This is a genomic window from Truepera sp., assembly GCA_032027045.1.
Taxonomy (GTDB): domain Bacteria; phylum Deinococcota; class Deinococci; order Deinococcales; family Trueperaceae; genus JAAYYF01.
This window is the reverse complement of the sequence record JAVSMU010000001.1, coordinates 2311130-2334407: the sequence shown is the minus strand read 5'-3', so window position 1 is coordinate 2334407 and position 23278 is coordinate 2311130. Positions and strand designations below refer to the sequence as shown.

Sequence of the window (23278 nt, the reverse complement as noted above, 5' to 3'; positions counted from 1 at the left end):
GGCCGGGCAGATGTAGGTCGTCTTCCATTGCGGTTCATCGTTCCTCCTGAGCGGTTCGCGCCACTAGCCTAAGCGCGGGGACCGGCGTGCGCTGTGCGGTTTGCGGTCTCGTCTCGGGCGCTGGCGCTAGTGCTGCTCCGTGGCAGGGCCCGACGTTGGCAGCCTCGACGCCGCTCGTTGCTGCGGCGCCCAGTGACGTGGGAATCGAGGCACGAAGGGCAGTGTAAGGCATATCCCATTAGTGGCGGGTTAGCGGCACTAGGAGGGGAAGCGCCGGGCGCGCGGCGGCAGGGCCCTGAAGCGCTATCGCCGTCCGCCGCGCTTCCCCTTGGTTCTCTCCGGGCGAAGGTCAGGCCCGCGCGCGGGCCAGCGTCCGGCGCGCCGCCTCGACGACGTGCTCGGCGGTGAAGCCGTACTCGCGCATGACCACGTCGCCGGGTGCAGATGCGCCGAAGCGGTCGACGCCGATGATCTCCCCCAGGTCGCCGGCGTAGCGCTCCCAGCCCAGGGTGGCGCCGGCCTCCACGGTCACGCGGGCGCGGACCCCCGCGGGCAGGACGGCTTCCTTGTAGTCCGGCTCCTGCCGCTCGAAGATCTCCATGCTAGGCATGCTGATCACGCGCGTGCGCACGCCCTCGGCCTCGAGCACGTCGCGCGCGGCGAGGCATAGCTGAACCTCCGAACCCGTCCCAATGAGGAGCAGCTCGGGGTCCGCCGCCTCGCTGGGTTGGCCTGCCGTCGCGCCCGCCCCGCCCTCGGCAAGCCCACCGGCCGCGCCGGCCTCCGCCAACACGTAGGCGCCACGCGCCACCGCCCCGGCGGGAACGTCGAGGTTGGGCACGTTCTGGCGCGTGAGCGCGAAGGCCGTGGGGTGTGAACGAGACGCGATGGCGTGGGCCCAGGCTTGCGAGGTCTCGTTGGCGTCGGCCGGCCTGATGACGTCCAGGTCGGGCATCATGCGCAGGGCCATCAGCTCGCCGATGGGCTGGTGCGTGGGGCCGTCGCCGCCCAGGCCGATGCTGTCGTGCGTGAAGTCGTAGACGACGCCCTGGCCCATCAGCGCCGAGAGGCGCAGCGCGGGCCGCAGGTAGTCGGAGAAGATCAGGAAGGTGGCCACGAACGGCCTTAGCCCCCCATGCAAGATGAGGCCGTTGCCTATGGCGGCCATGGAGTGTTCGCGGATGCCGAAGTGGATGATGCGGCCCGCGTAATCGCCCGCGCGCATGGCCGTCTCACCCTCTATGTCGGTGTAGTTGGACCCGGCGAGGTCCGCCGAGCCGCCGACGAGCTCCGGCATGCGCTTGGCCAGCACGTTGATGGCGTCGTGCGACGCCTTGCGGGTCGCCAGGCTCTTACCCACGGGGAAGCTGGGCAGGTCTCGATCGAAGCCCGCCGGCAACTCGCCTACCATGACGCGCTCGAACTCGGCCGCCAGCTCGGGGTGGGCGGCGCGGTAACGCTCGAACATGGCCTCCCATTCCGCCTGGTCGCGCGCTCCACGCTCCACGGCGCCGCGCATGTGGGTCAGAACGTCCTCCGGGACGGTGAAGGCCGGCCAGTCTATGCCCAGGTTCTCCTTGGTCGCCGCGGCCTCCTCCTCGCCCAACACGGAGCCGTGGACCTTGGAGGTGCCCGCCAGGTGCGGAGAGCCGTAGCCGATGACCGTGCGCACGGCGATGAAGCTGGGGCGCGCGGGCTCGTTGCGAGCCGCCGCGATGGCCTGCGTGAGCGCCCCCACGTCGTTGCCGTCGTCGACCTCCTGCACGTGCCAGCCGTAAGCGCGGTAGCGCGCCGGGACGTCCTCGGTGAACGTGATGCCCGTGGAGCCGTCGATGGAGATGCCGTTGTCGTCGTACAGCACGATCAGCTTGCCGAGGCCATGATGACCCGCGAACGACGAGGCCTCGCTCGAGATGCCCTCCATGAGGTCGCCGTCGGAGGCGATGACGTAGGTGAAGTGGTCGACCACCTCGAAGCCGGGCCGGTTGTACCGCGCCGCCAGGTGGGCCTCCGCCAGCGCCATCCCGACCGCCGTGCTGATCCCCTGGCCGAGGGGACCGGTGGTCGTCTCGACGCCGGCCGTGTGACCGTACTCGGGGTGGCCGGGCGTGCGCGAGCCCCACTGCCTGTAGCGCTTGAGCTCCTCCATCGGGAGGTCGTAGCCCGTGAGGTGCAGTAGCGAGTAGATGAGCATGGAGCCGTGGCCGGCCGACTGGACGTAGCGGTCGCGGTTGGGCCACTTGGGATCCTTCGGGTTGTAGCGCATGGCCTGCGCGAAGAGCGTGTAACCCATGCCCGCCGAGCCCATCGGCATGCCCGGGTGGCCGTCGCCCGAAGCCTGGGTCGCGTCTACGGTCAGGGCGCGGATGGTGTCTATGGAGCGTTGGGCAAGCGCGAAGTCGGTCTGGGCAGTGAGGTCTGGCATGTGGGGTCCCTCCAGGTGCCGCACGCTCGCGCCAAGGCGGCAACGCGCGGCCCCGTCACGATACCAGGGCCGCGCGTTGTTGTCGGGGACGCTTGTTGCTCGTCGGCGTCCACCTCCCGGGATCCGACTCCCGATCTCTCGGGGTCCGATACCCAAGTCCGCGGGCCTGGGCTCGCGGGTCCTCGGGCCCCGACTATCGGGTTCTTGGGGACCGGCTCTTGGGCTCGGCGGTCCAGGTCAGCGGACCGTGATGGGCCTCGACGCCAGCGTCAACGTGTTCATGCCCGTGACGTAGCGCACCTCGTACTCGCCCGGCTCGGCGGGCGCCTCGAGCTCCAGCGTGCTGCCACTGCTCGTGTTGAGGCTGTAACCCCAGTCCCCCTCGGGCGTGCCGACCGGCACGATGGTGATGAAGTCGCCCTCGCCGTTCGGCCCCGTCCAGGTCACGTCGAAGAACTCGTCGGGCGCAACCACGTCCGGCGCGCTGAGGGTGGCGTGGGCCTCGGTGAGGGTGATCTTCTGCCTGACGAGCGTCTTGTCCTCGCCTCCGGTCTGGTAGCGAATCTCGTACTCCCCGGGGACGTCGGGGGCCGTGACCGAGTAGACGCCCGGCTCGGACACGTACGTGAAGCCGAGGTACGCGCCCTCCTCCGCAGTCGGCGGCACGATCGTCAAGTAGTCGTCGGGGTTGCCGGTGCTGCTCGTCACCTCGATCTCCACCTGGGAGGCGGCCATGGCGGTCGCCGGGCCGACGAAGCTCGCAGTCTGTGGCGTGAGGGTCAGCGGGCGGCTGGCCAGGGTCGTGTCCTGGTAGCCGTCCTGGTAGCGAAGCTCGAAGTCGCCGGCCTCCTCGGGGAGCCTGAGGCTCACGGGGTTGCCCTCCGAGGTGTACGCGAACTGCATCCACGTTCCTTCCGGGGCGCCGGCCTCGACCACGGTGATGTAGTCGTCCTTGTTGTCGGGACCCGTCCAGGCGACCTCTATCACGGAACCCGCCGTCGCCTCGTCAGGGGCGTCGAGGCTGGCCGTGACCTCCTGCAGATCGATAGTGGTTCGGCCGGCCACCGGCCAGGAGTTGTCGGGACCCGGGACCAGGAACCGCAGTTCGAGCGGGCCCGTCACCATCGGGAGGCGGAACTCGACCGTGCCCGCTTCACCGGGCGCCGGCATGGTGTCCAGGTAGAGGTCCTCGCCCTCGACGCCGAGTTCGATGTAGCTGTCGCCCGTGGTGGGTGCGCCTTCCCAGCTCACGCTGAGCATCGATCCCGCGTTCGGCGTGCCCGTCTCCGGGGTCAGCGTGACGCTCAGCTTTGGCGCGAGCTCGAACGTGAACTCGTTCCGCGCCTCGGGCATGACCACGATACCCGTGACCAGCACGGGCTCTTCCGCGAACGCGTCGGCCAGCTGCGCGCTGTAGTTGCCGGCCGGCAGCAGCGCCTCGAAGACGCCGTTACCGCTCGGCTTGAAGCCCTCTCCCTGTGAGGCGTCGCCCAAGGCGGGCACGAAGGTCACGGTGGCGCCTTCGGCGACGGGCTCGCCCCCACGCGTGAGGGTCACCGTGACCTTGTAAGTCGGGATCTCCTTCACCGTCGCCGCGACCGCCACCGCGCGGTTGAGGGCCGAGAGGAGTTCGGCGGCGCTCGCCGCGTTCTCGAACGTGCCCAGGCCGTCGAAGCTAGCGGCGGAACGCGGGTCCAGGTCGAAGCCGATGATGCGGAGGTCCACGCCCGCCGCCTTGAGGGCCTCGGCCGCCCCGCGAACGTCGCCGCCGCACGCCTCCAGGCCGTCCGTTATCAGCACGACGACCTTGGTGCCGGTGCGGCCACTCAAGTCCTCGGCCGCGCGCTGCAGCGAGTACGCGATGGGAGTCGAGCCGCGCGCCTGCGTGTTCCGCACGGTGTCGAGCAGCAACTGGCGGTCCACGCCGTCTATCGGCACGAAGAGCCGACTGTCCTCGCACGACCCCGGGTCTGACCCGCGGAGTTCCGAGCCGTAGACTCGCAGGCCCACGTTGAGGCCCTCGGTCTCCGGCAACGCCGCGATCAGCTGGGTGAGAACGTCCTTGGCTGCCACTATCCGGTAGCGGCCGTCGTCCAGCTTGTTGAACATGGAGCCGGAGGCGTCGAGGATGAGCTCGACGTGGCTCTCGGCGGCGGCTCGAGGCGCCAGCGCGAGTGACATGACCGCTACAAGTACGGCCAGAGAGAACGAGACGGTGCGCATTGGTTCTCCTCTAACTGCTGTGAACTCGGGACTGATAGTCGACCCGTGTGTTGAGCCAATGCTAAGGGCGCGCGCGCAGGGGCGTCAGTGGGCTGCACCCCATATCGGTATCAGTGCGTTGCGGCCCACGTCATTTCGGTGCGTTCCGCCCCGAGAAGGCCGGGTACGGCTGGCTCAGGTGGGTTCGTAGGCCTTGCGCGAGCGGCGGCGTTCCAGGTCGTCTCGCACGCGCTGGCCCGTCTCCCAGTGCCGGTGCTCCATCTCCGTCTCCACCTTCAACTGCGGTACGGGGGTGGGCCTGCCGTCGTCGCCGATGGCGACGAAGTTCAGGTGCCCGATGGTGCAGAGCCGACGCTCGCCCGTGAGGGGGTTCTCGCCGTGCACCTCGCAGCGCACGATCATGCTCGTGCGGCCCGTCCAGGCCACGCGGCACTTCAGCTCGATGATCTCGCCCACGTGGATGGGGTTGCGGAAATCGATCGGTTCGGTGGACGCCGTCACCACGGCGTTGCGGCAGAAGCGTTGCGAAGCGACGGCGGCTCCCATGTCCATCAGCTCGAGGACGTGACCCCCGAAGAGCGTCCCGAGGGGGTTGGCCATGTTGGGGAAGGCGGTGTGGACGGAGATCACCCAGTCGGACGACCTCGGGGTGGAGGGATCGTTTGGCACCTGGCGAGTATATGCGCTGGTATCCTGCGGTCTCGCCCGAGGAGGCCAAGAACATGACAAGCTCCAACCGCCACTCCACGCTAGTAAGTACCCTGCTCTCCACCCCGGCCTCCAACACCCGGGGCGGGCTCCGCACCGTGACCCTCGTCGCGACCGGCGTGGCGCTGCTGGCGTTGCTGGCGCAGGTGCGCTTGCAGCTCGGCCCGGTGCCCTTCACGGGACAGACCCTGGGCGTGCTCCTGCTGGGCGCCGCTTACGGCGCGCGGCTGGGCGCCATGACTACCGGCGCGTACCTGGTGTTGGGCGCCGTCGGGTTGCCGCTCTTCACGGGTGGCCATGCGGGCGTGGCCTACGTGTTGGGGCCGACCGGCGGTTACCTGCTCGGCTTCGTGGCGGCCGCGGCGCTCCTCGGCGCCCTGGCCGAGCGCGGCTGGGACCGCTCGCTGTTGGGGGCGGCAGCCGGCATGCTCATCGCGAGCGTCGTCATCTACGCCTTCGGCCTGGTGTGGTTGCACGCCGCCGTCGGTGGGTCGTGGCTGAGCGCGGTGCAGGTGGGGGTCCTGCCGTTCCTGCTGGGCGACGTCGTCAAGCTGGGCTTGGCTACGGCGCTCCTGCCGGCGGCCTGGAGGTTCGTCGGTAGGCGCTGAGGGGACTTCGCCGGCTGCTTCGTACCCGGGTCCGCCGGTTGCTCACTGCCCGGATGCGCCGGCCGCTTCCGGCTCGAAACAGAACTCGCCCCCGGCCCGAAGGTCGGGGGCGAGTCGGTGCCAGCCTGGAATTCGGGGAACCTCACGTTCCGACTCATCCAGGAGGCGGCTCTGGGCTACCCTAGGCGGGCACCTCCACCGGTCATTTCTATGCGTTGAATAAGACCACCTCCTTTCCGTGGTAGCGCCATGTTAGACCTAAGCGGCGACGGATGTGGCGACTACGCTACGCAAGCGCGTACACCGTTCTTTCACCGTGCGCTCCAAGCCGTGTCAGACGTGACTTGTACGCGCCCACCCCGTTCCGGGTCCGTCCCCTGGCAGCCGCATATAGACTGAGCCTAGACTGCGACGCCGAGCGGCCCCGCCCGCTGGCGCGGGAGGACGCCCGAATGCTGAGCATCCCTGAGAAGATCCTCTTCGTACTACTCGCCGCCGTTTCCCTCTACTTCACGTACTTGGGGTTCAGGCGGGTCGTGCGGGTCATCGCTCGGGGGCAGACGGGGCCCGTTCCCCGCCTCAACCAACTGCCGCGGCGCCTCTTCGACGGCATCATGCGCGCCGCGGGCCAGACCACGGTGTTCCGCGCCCGGCCAGTTGCCAGCGTCTTCCACTCGTTCATCTTCTACGGCTTCATCCTCTACCTCGCCGTCAACGCGGTCGACGCACTGAACGGCCTGCTGCCCGTCGGCCTCACCTCTCGCCTCCACTTCGGCGTGGTGGGCGACGTGTACCGGCTGGTGGCCGACATCCTCACCTTCTTGATCCTCGTGGGGATGGTGTACTTCCTGATCAGGCGCTTCCTCGTGAAGCCCAAGACCATCGAACACGGTCGCCGGGTGAAGCTCCACGAGGACGTGGCTGCGGGTGGCGTGCAGCGCGACAGCCTGATCGTGGGGGGCTTCATCCTCCTTCACGTTGGGTCGCGGCTGCTGGCCGAGTCGTTCCTCCTCGCCTCGCACGCACATGCCGACGCGTTCCAACCGATCACGAGCCTCGTGGCGGGGCTCATCGGCCCGGGTGACGCGCGGATCTTCGGCTGGCACGTGTTCTGGTGGCTGGCCCTCGGCATCATCCTCGCGTTCCTGCCGTACTTCCCGCGTTCCAAGCACATCCACCTCTTCGCCGCGCCCGTCAACTTCGCGTTCGAGCGCCGCACCGAGGCGCTGGCGAAGGTGCCCCTCGGCGTGCTCGAGCCGGTCGACCTGGAGGACGAGGAGGCCGAGCAGTTCGGGGCGGCAAGGCTCGAAGACCTGCGCTTCCCGCAGATCCTCGACGCCTACGCCTGCATCCAGTGCAACCGCTGCGCGAACGTGTGCCCTGCGAACCAGACGGGCAAGGCCCTCAGTCCGGCGGCGCTCGAGATCAACAAGCGCTACGAGCTGAACGCGAACGTGGACGCGTTCGCCGCGGGCGAGCAGAGCCCACGCCCGCTCCTCGAGTTCGCCATCCCGGCCGAGGCCGTGTGGGCTTGCACGGCCTGCGGCGCCTGCATCGAGGTGTGCCCGGTGGGCTGCGAGCAGATGATCGACATCATCGACATCCGCCGCGACCTGGTGATGATGCAAGGCGAGTTCCCCGCCGAGTTGCAGACCGCCTTTCGCGGCATGGAGCGCAGCGGCAACCCGTGGGGCATCGGCCAGGACAAGCGCATGGAGTGGGCCGACGACCTTGACGTGCCTACCGTGGAGGAGAACCCGGACTTCGAGGTGCTCTTCTGGGTGGGCTGCGCGGGGGCGTACGACCCCGCGGCGCAGAAGACCACGAGGGCCATGGCGCGGATCCTCGACCAGGCCAAGGTGAACTACGCCGTGCTGGGCAAGGCCGAGAAGTGCACGGGCGATCCCGCGCGCCGCGCCGGCAACGAGTACCTCTACTACCAGTTGGCCACCGAGAACGTGGAGACCCTGAACTCGGTCCTCATAGACGAGAAGCTCGACGAGAGCAAGCGCAAGCTGGTGTTGACCACCTGCCCGCACTGCTACAACGCGCTCCTGAACGACTACCCGCAGTTGGGTGGCGATTACAGCGTGGTGCACCACACGCAACTGATCGAGCAGCTCATGGCCGAGCAGCGTATCCCGGCCTTCAAGCTGGACGGATCGATCACCTTCCACGACCCCTGCTACCTGGGACGACACAACGGCGTGTACGACGCGCCTCGTAACGTGCTGGCCAGTGGCGGCAACACGCTACTGGAGATGCCGCGCAACCGCAACAACTCGTTCTGCTGCGGTGCCGGCGGGGCACAGTTCTGGAAGGAAGAGGAAGAGGGCGACGAGCGCGTTTCGAACGTTCGTTTCGACGAGGCCGCCGCCACCGGCGCCCAGGTAATCGCCACGGGCTGCCCCTTCTGCAAGGTGATGCTGTCGTCGAGCGACGGCGCCGACGAGAAGAACGCGCCCCAGGTGCTCGACGTGGCCCAGATAGTGGCCGCCAGGCTGGACGGGATCCAGGCCTTCTTCGACCACCACGCCCCACCCCCGCAACAAGGGGCGGGGTCCGGCAGCGGCTCGACGGGTGTAAGCGGCGACTGACACGCATATACACGCAGAGTGGCATCTTCATCAGCCGCGGATCGACCGCAGCCCATATCCTTATGGGGTTGCGGGCGCCGGTGGACTAGGGTGCCCCCGGCGTCCAGGAGGCGACGCGAGCAGTGGGTCGTAACCGTTCTTCCCCCATCCTCAACGAACCCACCAAGCTCAGTGGCGCGGGAGGCGCCATGGGCGCGGAGGGTCGGGACGATGACCAGCCGCATAGGGAGCTAGGTTCGCTGCTTCTGGCCGAGGTGTTCGAGCGGGTGAAGGACGGCGTCATCGTCCTCGACGCCAGTGACCAGGTGGTGGCCGTCAACGAGGCCGCCGAGGTTCTCATGCAGGTGCGGCCCGGCGCGCTGCTCGGGATCCCGCTCGTCAACCTCCTTCCCGTGTCGGCGCCGCTCCTGGCGCTGGTGGTGGCGCCCGACAGGCTCGGCCCACTGGAGCTGGAGGTCGAGCTCGTGAGGCCACAGGGCGGGCTAGTACCAGCCTCCGTCAGCGCGTTCAGGGTGGACGACGGCCGCACGGTTCTCATTTGCCGCGCCCTCAGCGCACGGCCGGCCGAGGCCCGCCTGCCCCGCACGGAGCGGCGCTACCGGGCGATCCTCGAGAGGTCTCCCGACGTCTACTTCGTCGTCGATTCCCATGGCCGTATCGACTACGCGTCACCCATGGCGGCCGCGTTGGGCTTGGTGGCCGGCGAACACCGCGAACTCGACCTGTGGCGGCTCGTTCACCCGCGCGACAGGGCGGCCGCTCAGTCTGCACTCGCGCCCCGCTATCAGGCCGGTAGCGGCCCGCTGCGGAACGTGAACCTGGCCGTTCGGGTGCGCATGCCGGGCGGTTGGCGCTGGTTCGAGTTGACGGTCACAGACCTGTCCGACGACCCGGACGTCCGCGGCCTGCTCGTGCAGGCCAGGGACGCCACTGAACGCCTGCGCGAGGCTCGTCGGCTTCGTGCCAGCGAGGCTTACTACCGGGCGATCTTCGAGCGCAGCAACGAGGGGCTCGTGTTGCTGAACCGGCGCCGGCGCATGGTCCGTTTGGCGGACCGCCAACCGAACCGCCTGGGTTACGCGGCGGCCGACCTGCTCGGTACGCCTCTTCTCGACATCGTCCACCCCGACGATGCCGGCGCGCTCTCGGACGCCTTCGACATGGTGGAGGCTCGCGCCGGGGCCACCGAAGCGGTGCGACTTCGCGTGCGCGACGCCGCCGGTGAATACCACTGGATCGAGGGTTCCGTCTCCAACCTGCTCCACGACCCGCACGTGGGGGCGTACGTCCTCACTTACCGGCTGGTTGGTGACCGGGCGCCGGTGGTCGAGAAGACGCGGGCATTGAACGAGGAACTGAGAAGGCGCCTGGCGCACCTACAGTCTCTGAGGCGCATCGACATGGCCATCAACAACAGCGTGGACGTGAAGTTGATCTTCGACATCTTCATGGGTCAGGTCATGCAGGATCTGGACATAGACGCCGTGGCGGTCCTCCTGTACGAGCCGCAGCTCCACGCCCTGCGGCCGGCGATGGGCCTGGGCTTCAGCAGCGAGCTGCGCGCGAGGGCCCGCGTGGACCTCGGCAAGGGCGCGGCCGGCCGCGCTGCCGAGGACCAACGCTCCTTGTACATCCCGGAACTGCGCAACGGTGAGCTGTGGGGGGCGGCAATCGAGCCCGAGCAGCAGCAGGAGTACGCGTCGTACATGGCCGTGCCGATGGTGGCCAAGGGCCAGCTCCAGGGCGTCATCGAGCTTTACTCGAGGCGGCCGATGGACCCGACGGAGGAGTGGCTGGAGTTCTTGGAGACGTACGCCGACCAGGGCGCCATCGCGGTGGAGAACTCGCAACTCGTGCGCTCGCTTGAGCGCAGCAACCAGGAGTTGCAACGCGCTTATGACCGCACCATCGAGGGCTGGGCAAACGCGCTGGACCTCAAGGACGAGGAGACGGCGGGCCACAGCAAGCGCGTGACCGACATGACGGTGAGGCTGGCACGCCGGTTGGGGGTGGGCTCCGAAGAGTTGGTGCACGTCCAGCGCGGCGCGCTGCTCCACGACATCGGCAAGATGGGCATACCGGATCAGATCCTGCTGAAGCGCGGCCCTCTGACCTCCGAGGAGTTCGAGTTCATGCGCAAGCACCCGGTGTTCGCCTACGAGCTGCTCTCGCCCATCGAGTTCTTGCGGCCCGCGCTCGACATCCCCTACTGCCATCACGAGAAGTGGGACGGCACCGGTTACCCGCGTCAACTCAGCGGCGAGCAGATCCCGTTATCGGCGCGGATATTCGCCGTCGTGGACGTGTATGACGCGCTGATGTCGGACCGGCCGTACCGCGATGCCTGGCCGAGCGAGCGCGCGGAGCAGTACATCCGCGAGGGCAGCGGCTCGCACTTCGACCCGAGAGTGGTCGAGGCGTTCTTCGAGATGCTGCAGCACGAATCCAAGCGCTGAGCCTCGTATAGTTGGCCCCATGAAGGGTGCCGTGAAGTTCGTTTGGGGTTTGGCGGCCCTGGTAGTGTTGGGCTCCGCCGCTTTCTGGCTCGGAGCACGCCTGAGCTCGCGGACGGCGGTGGCGGGCACGGAACTGAAGAACCCGGTGAAGGTCTCGGGCTACGACCTGGTGGACACTGCGGGTAGGCCCGTGGATCTGGCAGCGGACTTCCGCGGCTCCGTGACGCTGGTCTTCTTCGGTTATACGCGCTGCCCCGACGTGTGCCCGTTGACGATGGCCCGCCTGGCACGGGCGTACGAGCTGGCCGGCGCACCGCCTGACCTCGACGTCGTGATGGTGACGGTCGACCCCGGTTTCGACACGCCTGCGGTGTTGGCCGAGTACCTCGGGCGTTACAACCCCGCCTTCGTCGGTCTCAGCGGCTCGAACTCGCAGGTGGCCGCGGCCGCGCGCGCTTTCTTCGTGGGCTACTCGGGTGCCGGTTCGAGCGTGGCGCACACGGACGTGGTGGCGGTGGTGGACCGCCAGGGCTTCTTGCGCTACATCTACGGTCAGGATGCGGTGGTGCAACTGGGTGAGGACCTGCCGGCCCTGTTGCGCACCTTGTGAGCTTGAAGGCCGTTAAGCCCGGTCAGCGCCCCGCCGCCAACGCGGCTTCCAAAGCGAACTCGGCCAGCTGGGCGGGCCTTATACGGTAGCTGCCGCGGGTGCCGTCTACCAGGTGCGCTTCGCGTAGCTGCGAGACGACTGCGGTGGTGGTCTCGCGCGCGGCGCCGACCATGGCGGCCAGGGTGTCGTGCGTGAGGGGGAGCGTGAGGCGCACGGTGCCGTCTGCCATGGTCTGACCGAAGCGCGTTCCGAGCCGGAGCAGCGCACGGGCGACGCGCGCCGGCACCGGCTCCTCGCCGTCCTCCAGCGCGTGCGTGAGCGTGGCCACCCTCGCGGCGGCGGCACCCAGCAGCAGGGCGGAGAGTTCGGACGCCGAGAGTTCAGCCTGAGCCCGCTCGTCCAGCACTCGGACGGCAACCTCGCCGCTGAGCGCCGTGGCGTTGTCGAGGTAGACGCCATGGCCCGGCGCGAGGGCCCCGACCACGTCTCCGGGGCCGGCCAGCGCGACGATGCGGGGCCTGGGTGCGTTCAGTTCCAGCGCGACGAGCCCGGCCTCGACGATGTAGGTGGCCTCCGCCGTGGCCTCGGCTTCGTACAGCCTGTCGCCGCGCGAGTAGGCCCTTACCGGAAGCCGCCAGACACCCGCGAACGACCCTTCTCCCTGCCGGTGTTCCTCCGGCGGCGTAACGAAATCGAGAATGACGGGAGCCGCGGTAAGACCGGTGGGCGCCTCCGGTGGGGTGGGGGGAAGGGCGCCGTCATGCAGCGCGGTACGCGAGTCTGCAATGCCGCCGGGCCCCAGGGGGTGGTTTGGGGCGCGGTGGTGGGCGTCCGCGGCTGCCGTCATGGTCACATTGTAGGCATTACCGACAGTAGGGGGGAGAAATCCCCATCACTTGCCCAGCCCGACTGGGTTTGGGCCTATGGCGCCGGCTCGAAAACCAGGCTCTTTCCCAGGGCTCCAGCGTTGACCCAGGCTCTGGGTTACGGCTCCCGCTCGAAGCAGACGCGGCCCCTCACCATCGTCATGCGGGGCCACCCCTTGAGAACGCGGCCCTCCCACGGTCCGTGCTTGGCCTTGCTCCTGAAGGTGTCGCCGCGCACCGCGCGTTCGCTCTCCAGGTCCAGCACGGTCAGGTCGGCGGCTGCGCCGGGCGCCAGGCTTGGTGCGGACCAGCCCATCACCGCGGCCGGTCCGGCCTGCAGTAGGTGCAGCAGTTGCGAGAGGGGGAGTTCGCCCGTGGCGACCAGCTCCGTGTAGAGCAGCGCGAAGGCGACCTCCAGGTTGGCTATCCCGAAGGGCGCCTCGAGCAGGTCGCGCTCCTTCTCGGCCCTGGTATGCGGGGCGTGATCGGTGCCGATGCTGTCAATGGCGCCGCGCCTCAGCGCGTCTCTGAGGTAGGCCACGTCGGCGGCCGTGCGCAGCGGTGGGGCCACCTTGAACAGCGGGTCGAAGCCGCGCAGCGCCTCGTCCGTCAGGGTCAGGTGCTGGGGCGTGACCTCCACCGTGATGGGCGCCCCGCTGCCCTTGAGCCACTCGGCGACCCGCAGCGCGCGCTCGCTGCTGACGTGGGCTATGTGCACGCGAGCCCCCGTCATGCGGGCTATCTCGCCGTCACGGAAGACCATGATGGCCTCCGCCGAGGTGGGGTTGCCGGGCAGGCCCAGGGCGCGGCTCACGTGGCCCTCGTTCATGACGCCGTCGTTGCGCAGGCCTGGCTCCTCCGAGTGGGTCTGGATGACGAGGCCCAGCTCGGCGGCGTACTCGCAGGCGCGGCGCATGAGGTGGCCGTCGGCGAGCGGGACGCCGTCGTCGGTGAGCATGACGGCGCCGGCCGCCTGCAGCGCTGCGAAGTCCGTGAGCTGCTCGCCGCGCAGGCCCACGCTGATGGTGGCGGCCGGGCGAAGCCGCGCCTGGCCGACTTGTTCCGAGCGGCGCACGAGGTCGGCCACGAGCCCCGGATCGTCCACCACGGGGGTCGTGTTGGCCATGCTGACGACCGTGCCGAAGCCGCCTGCCGCTGCCGCCGCCAGGCCGGTCGTGAGGTCCTCCTTGACTTCCTGGCCCGGGTCGCGCAGGTGGGCGTGCAGGTCGACGAACGCCGGGGTGACGAGCTGGCCCGCGGCATCGAACTCGTGATCCACGGGCCCGCCAAGGTCGAAGCCCTCGACCCTCTCGCCGCGCACGTAGATGTCGACGGCCGCGGAGAGCCCGCCTTTTTCAGCCAGCCGGGCGCTGCGGATCGCCGTGCGCGGGCCGTTGCCGGCGCTCACTGGCGGCCCACCAGCAGCGAGTAGAGGACCGCCATGCGCACCGGCACGCCGTTGGCGACCTGCTCCTCGATGACGCTGCGGGGGCCGTCAGCCAGGTCGCTGGCGACCTCTAGGTCGCGGACGATGGGGCCCGGGTGCATGAGGATGGCGTCGGGGTGGGCGTGTTGCATCGTCTTCTCCGTGATCTGGTAGCGGGCGACGTACTCGCTGCGCGACGGGAGCAGGCCAGCGGTCATGCGCTCCTGCTGGAGCCGCAGCGCCATGACGGCGTGGGCCTCCTCGACCGCCTCCTCGAGCCGCGAGGCGAGGCGAACGCCCGGAAGGTCGGCGAACTCGTTCGGGACCAGGGTGGAGGGTCCGCACAGGGTGACCTCGCCCCCGAGCTTGGTGAAGAGCTCGATGTTGGAGCGCGCCACGCGCGAGTGATCGATGTCGCCGACGATGGTGAGGCGCTTGCCGGCGAAGGGAAGACCGCCCTCGGCAACACCGAAGTGTGCCCGAAACGTGTACGCGTCGAGCAGCGCCTGCGTGGGGTGGGCGCGCCGACCGTCGCCGGCGTTGACGATGGCGGCGTCCGTCCAGCGCGCCAGTTGGTAAGGCACGCCGCTGACCGGGTGCCTGACGACGTAGAGGTCGACGAGCAGGCGGTCGACGGTGCGCAGCGTGTCGTGCAGGCTCTCGCCCTTCTTCAGCGACGAGCCCCCCGCCGCGAACCCGATCAGGTCGGCGCTCTGGGCCCGCGCGGCGCGCTCGAAGCTGAGGCGCGTGCGGGTGCTGTCCTCGAAGAAGAGCGTGGCGACCGTGAAGCCCTGCAGCGCCGGGACCTTCTTGATGGTGCGGGTGAGGACCTGCGCCATGACGTCCGCCGTGTTCAACAGGCCCATGATGTGAAGCGCCGACCAGTCGGCGAAGTCGAGAAGGTGCTTGGGGCGGGGGGTGGCCTGGTCGGCAGGGGCGGCAACGGCCGCCATCAGACGCGCTCCCAGAGCTCGACCGCGTCTTTGCCGTCGATCTCGACCAGCTTCACCAGCACGACTTCCGAGGACGAGGTGGGCACGTTCTTGCCCACGTAGTCGGCGCGGATCGGCAACTCGCGGTGGCCGCGGTCGATCACCACCGCGTACTGGATGGCGGCCGGCCGGCCCATGTCGACGAGCGCGTCCAGCGCGGCGCGCGCAGTGCGGCCGGTGAACAACACGTCGTCGCACAGCACGATGCGCATGCCGTGAACGTCGAAGTCGACCTCGGTCTTCTTGACGACCGGCTGCAGCGCGATCTCGGTCAGGTCGTCGCGGTAGAGCGTGATGTCGAGCTTGCCGATGGGCGGCCGGGTCCCCTCGAACTCCTCGATGTAGGTGGCCAAGCGCTCGGCGATGGGCACTCCGCGCGTGTGAATACCCACCAACGCCAGGCGCTCGGCGCCCTTGTTGCGCTCCATGATCTCGTGCGCCACGCGCTTCAGAGCGCGCTCGAGATCGGCGGCCCCCATGAGGGTCGCCTTCATGCTCAGGTTGGGCGGTAGGGACTGTTCGTTGGGCATGCAGTTCTCCTTTCCGGCCTCGCTGGACCGGTTAAAAGGTCGCGAGGAGCATACCGCGTCCGGGCCGGCCTCGGGCTTTCGGCCTCGTTGGTGCGACGTGCGCGGCCGCGCGAACCCCCCGCCTCGCGAGTGTCGCTCGCGCACCCGGGCCTAGTGAGCGCGCACACCCCGGACCTCCTCGAGGGCATAATCGGGCATGACCTCTGCCGATACCGACGAACTTACCGGCGGCCACGTGATGGCGAACCGCGCCTACTGGAACGACCGGGCCCCCGACTGGGTGGCGGCGGGCGAGCGCGCCTGGAGCGCCCCCGAGCCTTACTGGGGCATCTGGTCGGTTGCCAACAGCGACCTTGGCCTGTTGCCGGCCGACATGGGTGGCGTGCGCGCCGTGGAACTAGGCTGCGGCACCGGTTACGTGTCCGGCTGGATGGCGCGCCTCGGGGCCTCCGTGACGGGCATCGACATCTCCGAGGAGCAACTCGCGACCGCCCGCAGGCTGGCGGCGGCCCACGGCGCCGAGACCGAGTTCGTGCTGGGGAGCGCCGAGGCGACGCCTTTCCCCGACGCGGCCTTCGACTTCGCGATCAGCGAGTACGGCGCCGCCATCTGGTGCGACCCGTACGTCTGGCTTCCCGAGGCGCACCGCATCCTCAAGCCCGGGGGACTGCTGCGGTTCCTCGGCAACCATCCGTTCGTGCCGGCCTTCACGCCGCTCGATGGAAGCGCACTGGTGCGCGAGCTGCAGCGGCCGTACTTCGGGGCCCACTGCTTCGACTGGTCGGACGCGGCTCAGGACCCCGGCGGGATCGAGTTCAACCTCACGTTCGAGGCCTGGATCGAGCTTTTCCTGAGCACGGGTTTCGTCGTCGAGGGCTTCAAGGAGCCGCGGCCCGCGCATGGTGTGAGCGAGACGCGGTTCTTTGTCTCGGGCGAGTGGGCCGCGTCCTGGCCCAGTGAGCACGTCTGGTTCTTGCGGAAAGAGGGCCGTTAGCGCCGGGCACCTTAGTGGGGTATGGGGCGCAAGCCGGAAGCCGCGGGCCCCGTGTTGTAATGACCTCATGAGCAGCAAGAAGACCTACCCACACTTGTACGGAGGGCGCGAGGTAACGGGCACGCGCACCTTCGAGAGCCGCAACTCCAGCAACACGAGTGACCTCCTCGGCAGCTTCTACGAGGCCACCAAGGAGCAGGTGCAGGAGGCGGCCCGGGCCGCCAAGGCCGCCGCGAAGTCGTGGGCCAAGACGCCCGCCCCCATCCGCGGCCAGATCATCGGCCTCATCGGCCAGGCTATAGAGCGCGAGAAGGAGTCGCTTTCTCACCTCATCACGCGCGAGATGGGCAAGACGCTCAAGGAGGCCCGCGGCGACGTCCAGGAGGCCATAGACACGTGCTCCTTCTTCCAGAGCGAGGGCCGGCGCCTGTACGGTCAGACCGTTCCGAGCGAGATGCCCAACAAGGACCTCACCACCTACCGGCGCCCGCTGGGCGTCGTGGGCATCGTCACCGCCGGCAACTTCCCGATCGCGGTGCCGAGCTGGAAGATCATCCCGGCCCTGGTCACGGGCAACACCATCGTCTGGAAGCCGTCCGAGGACGTGCCGGCCTGCGCTTACGCCCTGGCCAAGATCGTGCAGGGCGCGGGCCTTCCCGCGGGCGTGTTCAACGTGGTTTTCGGCGGCGGCAAGGACGCGGCCGGGCAGTACATGATCGAGCTGATGGACGACGGCTTGGTCGACAAGCTGGCCTTCACCGGTTCCAGCGCCGTCGGGCGCTACGTGGGCGAGGTCGCCGGCCGTAACCTCCAACGCCCCACCCTCGAGCTGGGTGGCAAGAACCCACTGGTGATCATGCGCGACGCCGACCTGGACAACGCCGTTCAGGGCGCCATCTTCTCGGCCTACGCCACGGGCGGGCAACGCTGCACGAGCGCCGGGAACCTGATCGTCGACGCTCCCATCTACGACGAGTTCAAGAAGCGGTTCCTCGCCGCCGTCGAGGGCATCCGCATCGGAGATCCCCTCAAGACCGAGGACGTGCTTTACGGGCCCTTCATCAACGAGCGCTTCTTCCAGCGCTGGCAGCAGCAGTACGAGTGGGGCAAGGCCGACGGGGCCACGCTCCTGTACGGCAAGGGGCGCATCACCGACGACTCCAAGCCGGCCGGCTTCGTGGGCGACCCCAACACCGGCATCTTCGGCTGGCCCACCGTGTGGGAGGGCGTGAAGCCGGGCATGAAGCTGTTCCAGGAAGAGATCTTCGGGCCCACCATCAACCTCGTGAAGGTCGACGGCATCGACGAGGCCATCGAGGTCGCCAACGCCGTGGACTACGGCCTCTCGAGCGCCATCTACACGAACGACCGCGAGTTCGCCTTCGCCTTCAAGGACAACATCGAAGCGGGCATGACCAGCATCAACAACACCACCAACGGCGCCGAGGCGCACATGCCGTTCGGCGGCGTGAAGGCGAGCGGCAACGGCACGCGCGAGAGCGGCATGTGGGTGATAGAGAGCTACACCTACTGGCACGGCGTGAACGACGACGTGTCTGGCAAGCTGCAGTTGGCGCAGATGGACACGGCGTACGTCGAGCCGCAGGCGCCCGTTACGGTGGGCGACCTGTTCTAGCGCTTGGGCGCGGGGGTTTGTAGGGCGTATTACTGGCCGTTCAAGGCCCTCGCGCCAGCCCCAGGACTCCGCGCAGGCCTCAAGTCTCCTCGCCGGCACCGATGAGCTCCGCGAGGCGCTCGTCGGCGAGGAGCGTCTTCAGTTCCTGGACCCTGTCCTTGTGCACCAGCAGGACGGCGTTGCCGCGCTTGACGATCACCAAGTCGTGAACGCCCAGGGTGACGATCACGTCGTCGGGGTCGTCGGTGTAGACGATGTTGCGCGAGGTGTCGAGCCCGACGTGCCGCCCGACCACCGTGTTGGCGCCGCCGGGGCCGTCCTCGGGAACTAGCAGGCGCTCGAGCGCCACCCAGTCGCCGATGTCGTCCCACGCGAAGTCGCCGGGCACGACCACCGCCTTGTCGGTTCGCTCCATGAGAGCGAAGTCGATGCTGATCTTCTTGAGCGTCGGGAAGACCTCGACCACCCGTCCGCCGCTGAAGGCGCTCCTCAGCGGGACCATCAGCTCAGGATCGTGCGCGTCGAGTTCGGCCAGCACGGCGCCGACGCGCCAGACGAAGATGCCGGCGTTCCACAGGTGGCGGCCGCCCTTGACGTACGCCTGGGCCGTGCGCAGGTTGGGCTTCTCGACGAAACGAACCACCCGGTTCCCCCCGCCGACGGACTCACCCACCTCGATGTAGCCGTACCCCGTGGCCGCCCGCGTGGGGGTGATGCCGATCGTCACCAGGGCACGCCTGGCGTCCGCCAACTCCGCCGCCGTCTTGGCCACGGCGTGGAACGCCGCGGCGTCGCCAATCTCGTGGTCGGAGGAGAAGAACCCCGCCACCACGTCGCCGAAGCGGTCCTCGATGCTCAGGCAGGCGTAGGCGATGGCCGGGCCCGAGTCGCGCGGGGTGGGCTCGATCAGCAGGTTACCTACGGGCACCTCGGGTAGTTGCTCACGCACCAGCGGTACGTAGCGCTCGGCGGTGGCTACCAAGACGCGGCTTGGGCTTCCGGCCAGCGGCAGCACCCGGTCGTACGTTGCCTGCAACAGGGTGCGTCCCTTATGGCTCAGGTCGAGGAACTGCTTCGGCCGCGCGGCCGTCGAGAGCGGCCAGAACCGCTGGCCCTGGCCGCCGGCCATGATGACTGCAACGAAGGGTGTTTCGCTCACCCGGTCCCCCTGACTCACTTGCCGAAGCGACGCTCGCGTGCCTGGAACGACCTCACCGCGCGGAGGAAGTCGACCTTGCGGAACTCGGGCCAGTTGGCGTCGCAGAAGTAGAACTCGCTGTATGCCGTCTGCCACAAGAGGAAGCCCGACAGGCGGACCTCGCCCGAGGTGCGGATGACGAAGTCGGGATCGGGCAGGCCGGCCGTGTAGAGGTGGCGCGTGATCTGCTCGGCCGTCAGCGACTCCGCCAGGCCCTCGAGCGTCAGTCCTTGGCCGGCCTCCTCGGCGGCCAGACGCTTGACCGCGTCGACGATCTCCTCGCGTCCGCCGTAACCCAGGGCCACGTTCACGTGCATGCCGTCGTAGTCGCGGGTGGCTTCCTCCATCTCGGATAGGGCGGCCTTGGCCTCGTCCGGGAAGTCGGCGATATCGCCGATGACGCGCACGCGCACGTGGTTCGCGTGCAGCCGCTCGTCGTTGAGGAGGCTCCTCGCCTGCTCCGCGAACAGGTGGTGGAGGTGGCTCACCTCCTCGATGGTACGGGAGCGGTTCTCGGTGCTGAACCCCCACAGCGTGACGTGCGGGATGCCGAGCTCGAGGCACCAGTCGAGCACCTCGCGCGCCTTGCCGGCGCCGTAGTCGTGACCGGCCTTCACGTCTAGCCCCGCGGCGCGCGCGAACCGGCGGTTACCGTCCATGATGATGCCGATGTGCCGGGGCAGATGCTCCGCCGCCCGCACGGCCCGTAGCAGCCTCTGCTCGTACAGCCAGTAGAGCGGCTTCGTCACGGCGGACACGGCGCCGAATGCGCGCATGGCGCCGTTCTGGTGGGGCGTGGGGGGCACGGGGTACTTTACCGTGAGACGCTTAGTAGGCGCCGTCGCGTTTTAGAACCACCGCCAAGGTCTTTACGAGGATATCGATGTCGAGCCAGGCGCTCCAGTTCCGGACGTAGTAGGTGTCTAGAGAAACGCGGAAGTCGTATGAGGTGTCGGACCTCCCTGAGACTTGCCACACGCCCGTCATGCCTGGCCTCACCTGTATGTAGTACCGAAAATGCTCACCGTACTTCGCGATCTCCTCGTCGACGATCGGCCGCGGACCCACCAGGCTCATCTCTCCACGGAGGACGTTCCAAAGTTGCGGAAGCTCGTCCAGGCTCGTCTTCCTGAGCAGCTTCCCCACGCGCGTGACGCGTGGATCATCTACCAACTTCTGAGTGGCCTCCCACTCTCGGCGTGCCTCCGGGTCGTTCTCGAGCAGTGAGGCGAGGCGCTCCGGTGCGTCGGCGACCATGCTGCGGAACTTCCAGACGTAGAAGGGCACCCCGTCACGGCCTATCCTGCGCTGCTTGAAATAGACGGGTCCCTTCGAGTCGAGCCGAATCGCCAGAGCAAGGAGCACAAGAACCGGTATCGCCACGAGCCCCCCTAGCACCACTAGGAGCAGGTCGAACCCGCGTTTGAATGCCCGATTGGCCGGAGATGCGAGGTTGTTCCGCACCTGAAGGCTTAGGGACCTGCCTAGGGGTTTAGCGATCACGTCCGAGCTCGGGATGTCGTGCAAATCGGGGACGACCTGGATGTCGCGGAAGGTGTTCCGGCCAGCGGACGTCAATACCGCCTGAACGATGGTCGAGTTCTGCTGCCCCGGCTGCACGATGCAGTGATTGGAGAGCCGCTCGACTGCCGGCGAGAGTTCACGCCAGGCTATGGCTCGCAGCGAGGCCGGCATTGATGCGGCTGGATCCGCATCGACCAGTCCAACCGGCCGCAGGCCCAGGAGCGGTTGGGCCAACAAGGACTCGGTGAGTTCGTCGGCGGACCCCCTATGGCCAAAGACGACCACTGGCCTTCCCCAGATGCGAAGGGCATACAGGGTTCGTTTGGCGAGGCCTCGCCCGAGGGGGCTGAGGATGATGGTTATGCCGGTGGCGAGAAAAATGACGGAAAGGGGCACGTGTACCTGACCCGGGAAGGCCGCGCCGATCAGGAGAGCCGTGATTCCGGCAGCGCCGGCTCCAACGACGCTCCACTGCAACTCCGCCGAGCTGGGACGGCCATAAGCGGGGTACTGGCCACTGAGAGCGTTGGCGAGGGGCCAAAGGAGCGCGAGGTAGAGAACGTTGAACGGGTCGTTGCTCGCCGGTTGAGCGGGCGACGTGGCGGCTGACAATGCCAAGTACGCGATGGCGAACGCCGAAACTGCCACGGCCCAATCCGCAGCTGCCAGGCCCATGCGAGTGAAGAGGTTGCCACCCGACCCGGCCTCATGGTCGGCGGTGCGCCGGTGCCCGGCCGCTCGCCAACCCAGCACGGCGGCAAGGGGGTATATGACCGAACCCGAGAACACCGTGAAGTCGAAGAGGTTGAGCACGATCATGCCCGCCAGGATCACGAGTGCACCTCTGTCGCGTTGCTGGATGGCCCTAAGGAACAACAAGCCGAAGAGGCCGAGCAGCCCGATCAAGCCGACTAGGCCACGGTCCACCCAGACCGCAAGGAACGCGTTGTGTGCGTGGGCGGCTACGGGCCTTAGCAGGATCTGGCCGGCGAGTGCGCTGTGGACGGCCTTCGGGAAACCTTCAGGACCCCAGCCCAGGATGGGCTTCGAGCGGATCGCTTCGAGAGCGTCGCGCCAGATGGGAAACCGAGATTGCCTAACATCGGTGACACCTCGAACGGCCGCACCCGGCCGGTACGGCATGACGGAATACGACTGAACCAACTGCAACTCCGCGAAGCTCGAGGTGACCCCTAGGAGGTTGGAGCGGTCAGGCACGACGCCCACGTACCAGGTCAGTGGCCGGTCGCCCAGATACTCGAAGGTGACGCTTGCCCTGGCCCAATCTGCTTCCAAGACCTCGGCGCCGGTGGATATCACTTTCATCCCCGTGCTGCTGGTGACGCGGTGTGTGCCGCCGTCCAGGACCGTGCCAAGAGTGACCGTGGAGGCCGTATTGTTGTCCTGTCCCCAGCTGTCGAACCCAGGGGTGGCTCCTGGAGATGGTCGCAGCAGCGCCGAAAGCGTGTAGGCCTCGCCCGGAGCAAGGATGACAGCCTGCTGGAGCCTCGACCATGGCTCGGGGGACGTCTTGGTCACGTCGATTACCGAACGGGTCTCGCCGTCGACGAACTCTTCATGGCTACCGAAGGTGACGCCTAGGGGGAACCACCAGTCGCCTTTGGCCACCTCCGTGCCGCGGAACAGGTTCGGGTTGTCGAGTTCGGGTACGTAGGCTGTGAGGAACCCCGTACGGCCCAGACCCAAGTGAGTTGCTACGCCAGTGACGAGCAAGGTCATCGTGACGATGAGCGCCCACTCCACCACCTTGGTCCCGCGTTGCGCTCGCCTGCCGGCGAACTGGAGGCCAAGCGCGATGATCAACCAAGCCCAGACGGCCTCGCGCGCACCCGAAATTACGACGCCCACCGCACCGATGGCGAGGGCCAGCACCCGAAGTCGTGGAGATGGCACTATTACCGCGAGTGAAGCTGCCAAGATCAGGATGGCGTGGCCGAACACGGCCGGGTGCGTATTCCACGTTATGGCGTCCAGCGCCGTCTTGGCGACGTCAAAACGGAAGCCCCCAAGCTGCCTCAGCCCAAGGGCCAAGGTGATGGCAAGCCCGACCACCAAGCCGGCCCCGATGTCCTCCGATATGGTCCTGCTCTTGGCGCTGTGGCGGAACTCCGTCGCCGAGCGGAAAATGAGCCAAACCCCCAGTACTTGTGCCACCGTGAGGAGTGAGTCCCAAGGGTGGCCGGTGAGCAGGAAGGGGAGGCTAAGCAAAGCCGCCGAGACCCACCACCAGAGGTCTGCACGCTGGAACGCTAACCGGCCCGCGAAGAGCGTGAGGACGGCGAGGAAGGGGCCTACGGTCGGGATAGCTGCGATGCCAAGGCCTGCCATGAAGGCGAGTCCACGGCGGAAGTTGGGGGTCGTCGCGGCCATCACCTAGAGTCTACTGTGGCTGGAGAGAGACAGCGGATGGCGACCACTGGAGGCGGGTGGTGCATGTGGATGAGGCCGTCGCGAATGCTGTGCG

The 23278-nt window shown here is 68.1% G+C and carries 16 protein-coding genes; 6 read left to right on the top strand and 10 right to left on the bottom strand.

Translation table 11 applies throughout. The annotated features are described in order from the left end of the window. Positions 1 to 349: 349 nt before the first annotated feature. From tkt to ROY82_10650, 3 genes are all read right to left on the bottom strand, one after another. Positions 350 to 2425 (bottom strand): transketolase, encoded by a 2076-nt coding sequence (gene tkt, locus ROY82_10660; GenBank protein MDT3682918.1) that lies wholly within the window; start codon positions 2423 to 2425, stop codon positions 350 to 352. Between the two features lie 237 nt (positions 2426 to 2662). After that, the gene (locus ROY82_10655) at positions 2663 to 4648 is read right to left on the bottom strand and encodes a VWA domain-containing protein (protein ID MDT3682917.1); all 1986 of its coding nucleotides are present in this window, start codon (positions 4646 to 4648) and stop codon (positions 2663 to 2665) included. A gap of 174 nt (positions 4649 to 4822) precedes the next feature. Beyond that, on the bottom strand, positions 4823 to 5317 hold the full coding sequence (locus tag ROY82_10650) for an acyl-CoA thioesterase (protein ID MDT3682916.1): 495 nt from the start codon (positions 5315 to 5317) through the stop codon (positions 4823 to 4825). A gap of 53 nt (positions 5318 to 5370) precedes the next feature. Here ROY82_10650 and ROY82_10645 point away from each other — a divergent pair, with 53 nt between their 5' ends. From ROY82_10645 to ROY82_10630, 4 genes are all read left to right on the top strand, one after another. Beyond that, positions 5371 to 5964, top strand: coding sequence for a biotin transporter BioY (locus tag ROY82_10645; GenBank protein ID MDT3682915.1), 594 nt, complete (start codon positions 5371 to 5373; stop codon positions 5962 to 5964). A 452-nt stretch (positions 5965 to 6416) separates the two neighbouring features. After that, positions 6417 to 8561: a (Fe-S)-binding protein gene (locus ROY82_10640; protein ID MDT3682914.1), complete on the top strand. Its 2145-nt coding sequence runs from the start codon at positions 6417 to 6419 to the stop codon at positions 8559 to 8561. A gap of 122 nt (positions 8562 to 8683) precedes the next feature. Continuing rightward, positions 8684 to 11017, top strand: coding sequence for a PAS domain S-box protein (locus ROY82_10635; protein MDT3682913.1), 2334 nt, complete (start codon positions 8684 to 8686; stop codon positions 11015 to 11017). 19 nt (positions 11018 to 11036) lie between these two features. Beyond that, the gene (locus ROY82_10630) at positions 11037 to 11627 is read left to right on the top strand and encodes an SCO family protein (GenBank protein MDT3682912.1); all 591 of its coding nucleotides are present in this window, start codon (positions 11037 to 11039) and stop codon (positions 11625 to 11627) included. Between the two features lie 22 nt (positions 11628 to 11649). On the opposite strand, the gene ROY82_10625 is transcribed toward ROY82_10630, so the two are convergent. The 4 genes from ROY82_10625 to pyrR all read right to left on the bottom strand — a co-directional run bounded on the left by ROY82_10625 (position 11650) and on the right by pyrR (position 15441). Then, positions 11650 to 12474: a Crp/Fnr family transcriptional regulator gene (locus ROY82_10625; protein ID MDT3682911.1), complete on the bottom strand. Its 825-nt coding sequence runs from the start codon at positions 12472 to 12474 to the stop codon at positions 11650 to 11652. Positions 12475 to 12611: 137 nt separating this feature from the next. After that, a complete protein-coding gene (locus tag ROY82_10620; GenBank protein MDT3682910.1) occupies positions 12612 to 13901 on the bottom strand; it encodes a dihydroorotase in 1290 nt (429 codons plus the stop codon). Beyond that, on the bottom strand, positions 13898 to 14872 hold the full coding sequence (locus tag ROY82_10615) for an aspartate carbamoyltransferase catalytic subunit (protein MDT3682909.1): 975 nt from the start codon (positions 14870 to 14872) through the stop codon (positions 13898 to 13900). The genes ROY82_10620 and ROY82_10615 overlap by 4 nt, the downstream gene beginning before the upstream one ends. Continuing rightward, complete coding sequence (gene pyrR / locus ROY82_10610) at positions 14872 to 15441, bottom strand: bifunctional pyr operon transcriptional regulator/uracil phosphoribosyltransferase PyrR (protein ID MDT3682908.1); 570 nt, start codon at positions 15439 to 15441, stop codon at positions 14872 to 14874. The genes ROY82_10615 and pyrR overlap by 1 nt, the downstream gene beginning before the upstream one ends. Before the next feature lie 196 nt (positions 15442 to 15637). On the opposite strand from pyrR, the gene ROY82_10605 reads away from it, so the two are divergent. Together ROY82_10605 and ROY82_10600 are read left to right on the top strand one after the other, a co-directional pair. Beyond that, positions 15638 to 16435 (top strand): class I SAM-dependent methyltransferase, encoded by a 798-nt coding sequence (locus tag ROY82_10605; protein ID MDT3682907.1) that lies wholly within the window; start codon positions 15638 to 15640, stop codon positions 16433 to 16435. A gap of 67 nt (positions 16436 to 16502) precedes the next feature. Then, on the top strand, positions 16503 to 18071 hold the full coding sequence (locus ROY82_10600) for an aldehyde dehydrogenase family protein (GenBank protein ID MDT3682906.1): 1569 nt from the start codon (positions 16503 to 16505) through the stop codon (positions 18069 to 18071). Between the two features lie 79 nt (positions 18072 to 18150). On the opposite strand, the gene ROY82_10595 is transcribed toward ROY82_10600, so the two are convergent. From ROY82_10595 to wbaP, 3 genes are read right to left on the bottom strand one after another with little or no spacing between them, the layout of a single operon-like run. After that, a complete protein-coding gene (locus tag ROY82_10595; protein MDT3682905.1) occupies positions 18151 to 19230 on the bottom strand; it encodes a mannose-1-phosphate guanylyltransferase in 1080 nt (359 codons plus the stop codon). Positions 19231 to 19244: 14 nt separating this feature from the next. Then, the gene (uppS, locus tag ROY82_10590) at positions 19245 to 20075 is read right to left on the bottom strand and encodes a polyprenyl diphosphate synthase (GenBank protein MDT3682904.1); all 831 of its coding nucleotides are present in this window, start codon (positions 20073 to 20075) and stop codon (positions 19245 to 19247) included. Positions 20076 to 20097: 22 nt separating this feature from the next. Next, complete coding sequence (wbaP, locus tag ROY82_10585) at positions 20098 to 23184, bottom strand: undecaprenyl-phosphate galactose phosphotransferase WbaP (GenBank protein MDT3682903.1); 3087 nt, start codon at positions 23182 to 23184, stop codon at positions 20098 to 20100. Positions 23185 to 23278 lie beyond the last annotated feature (94 nt).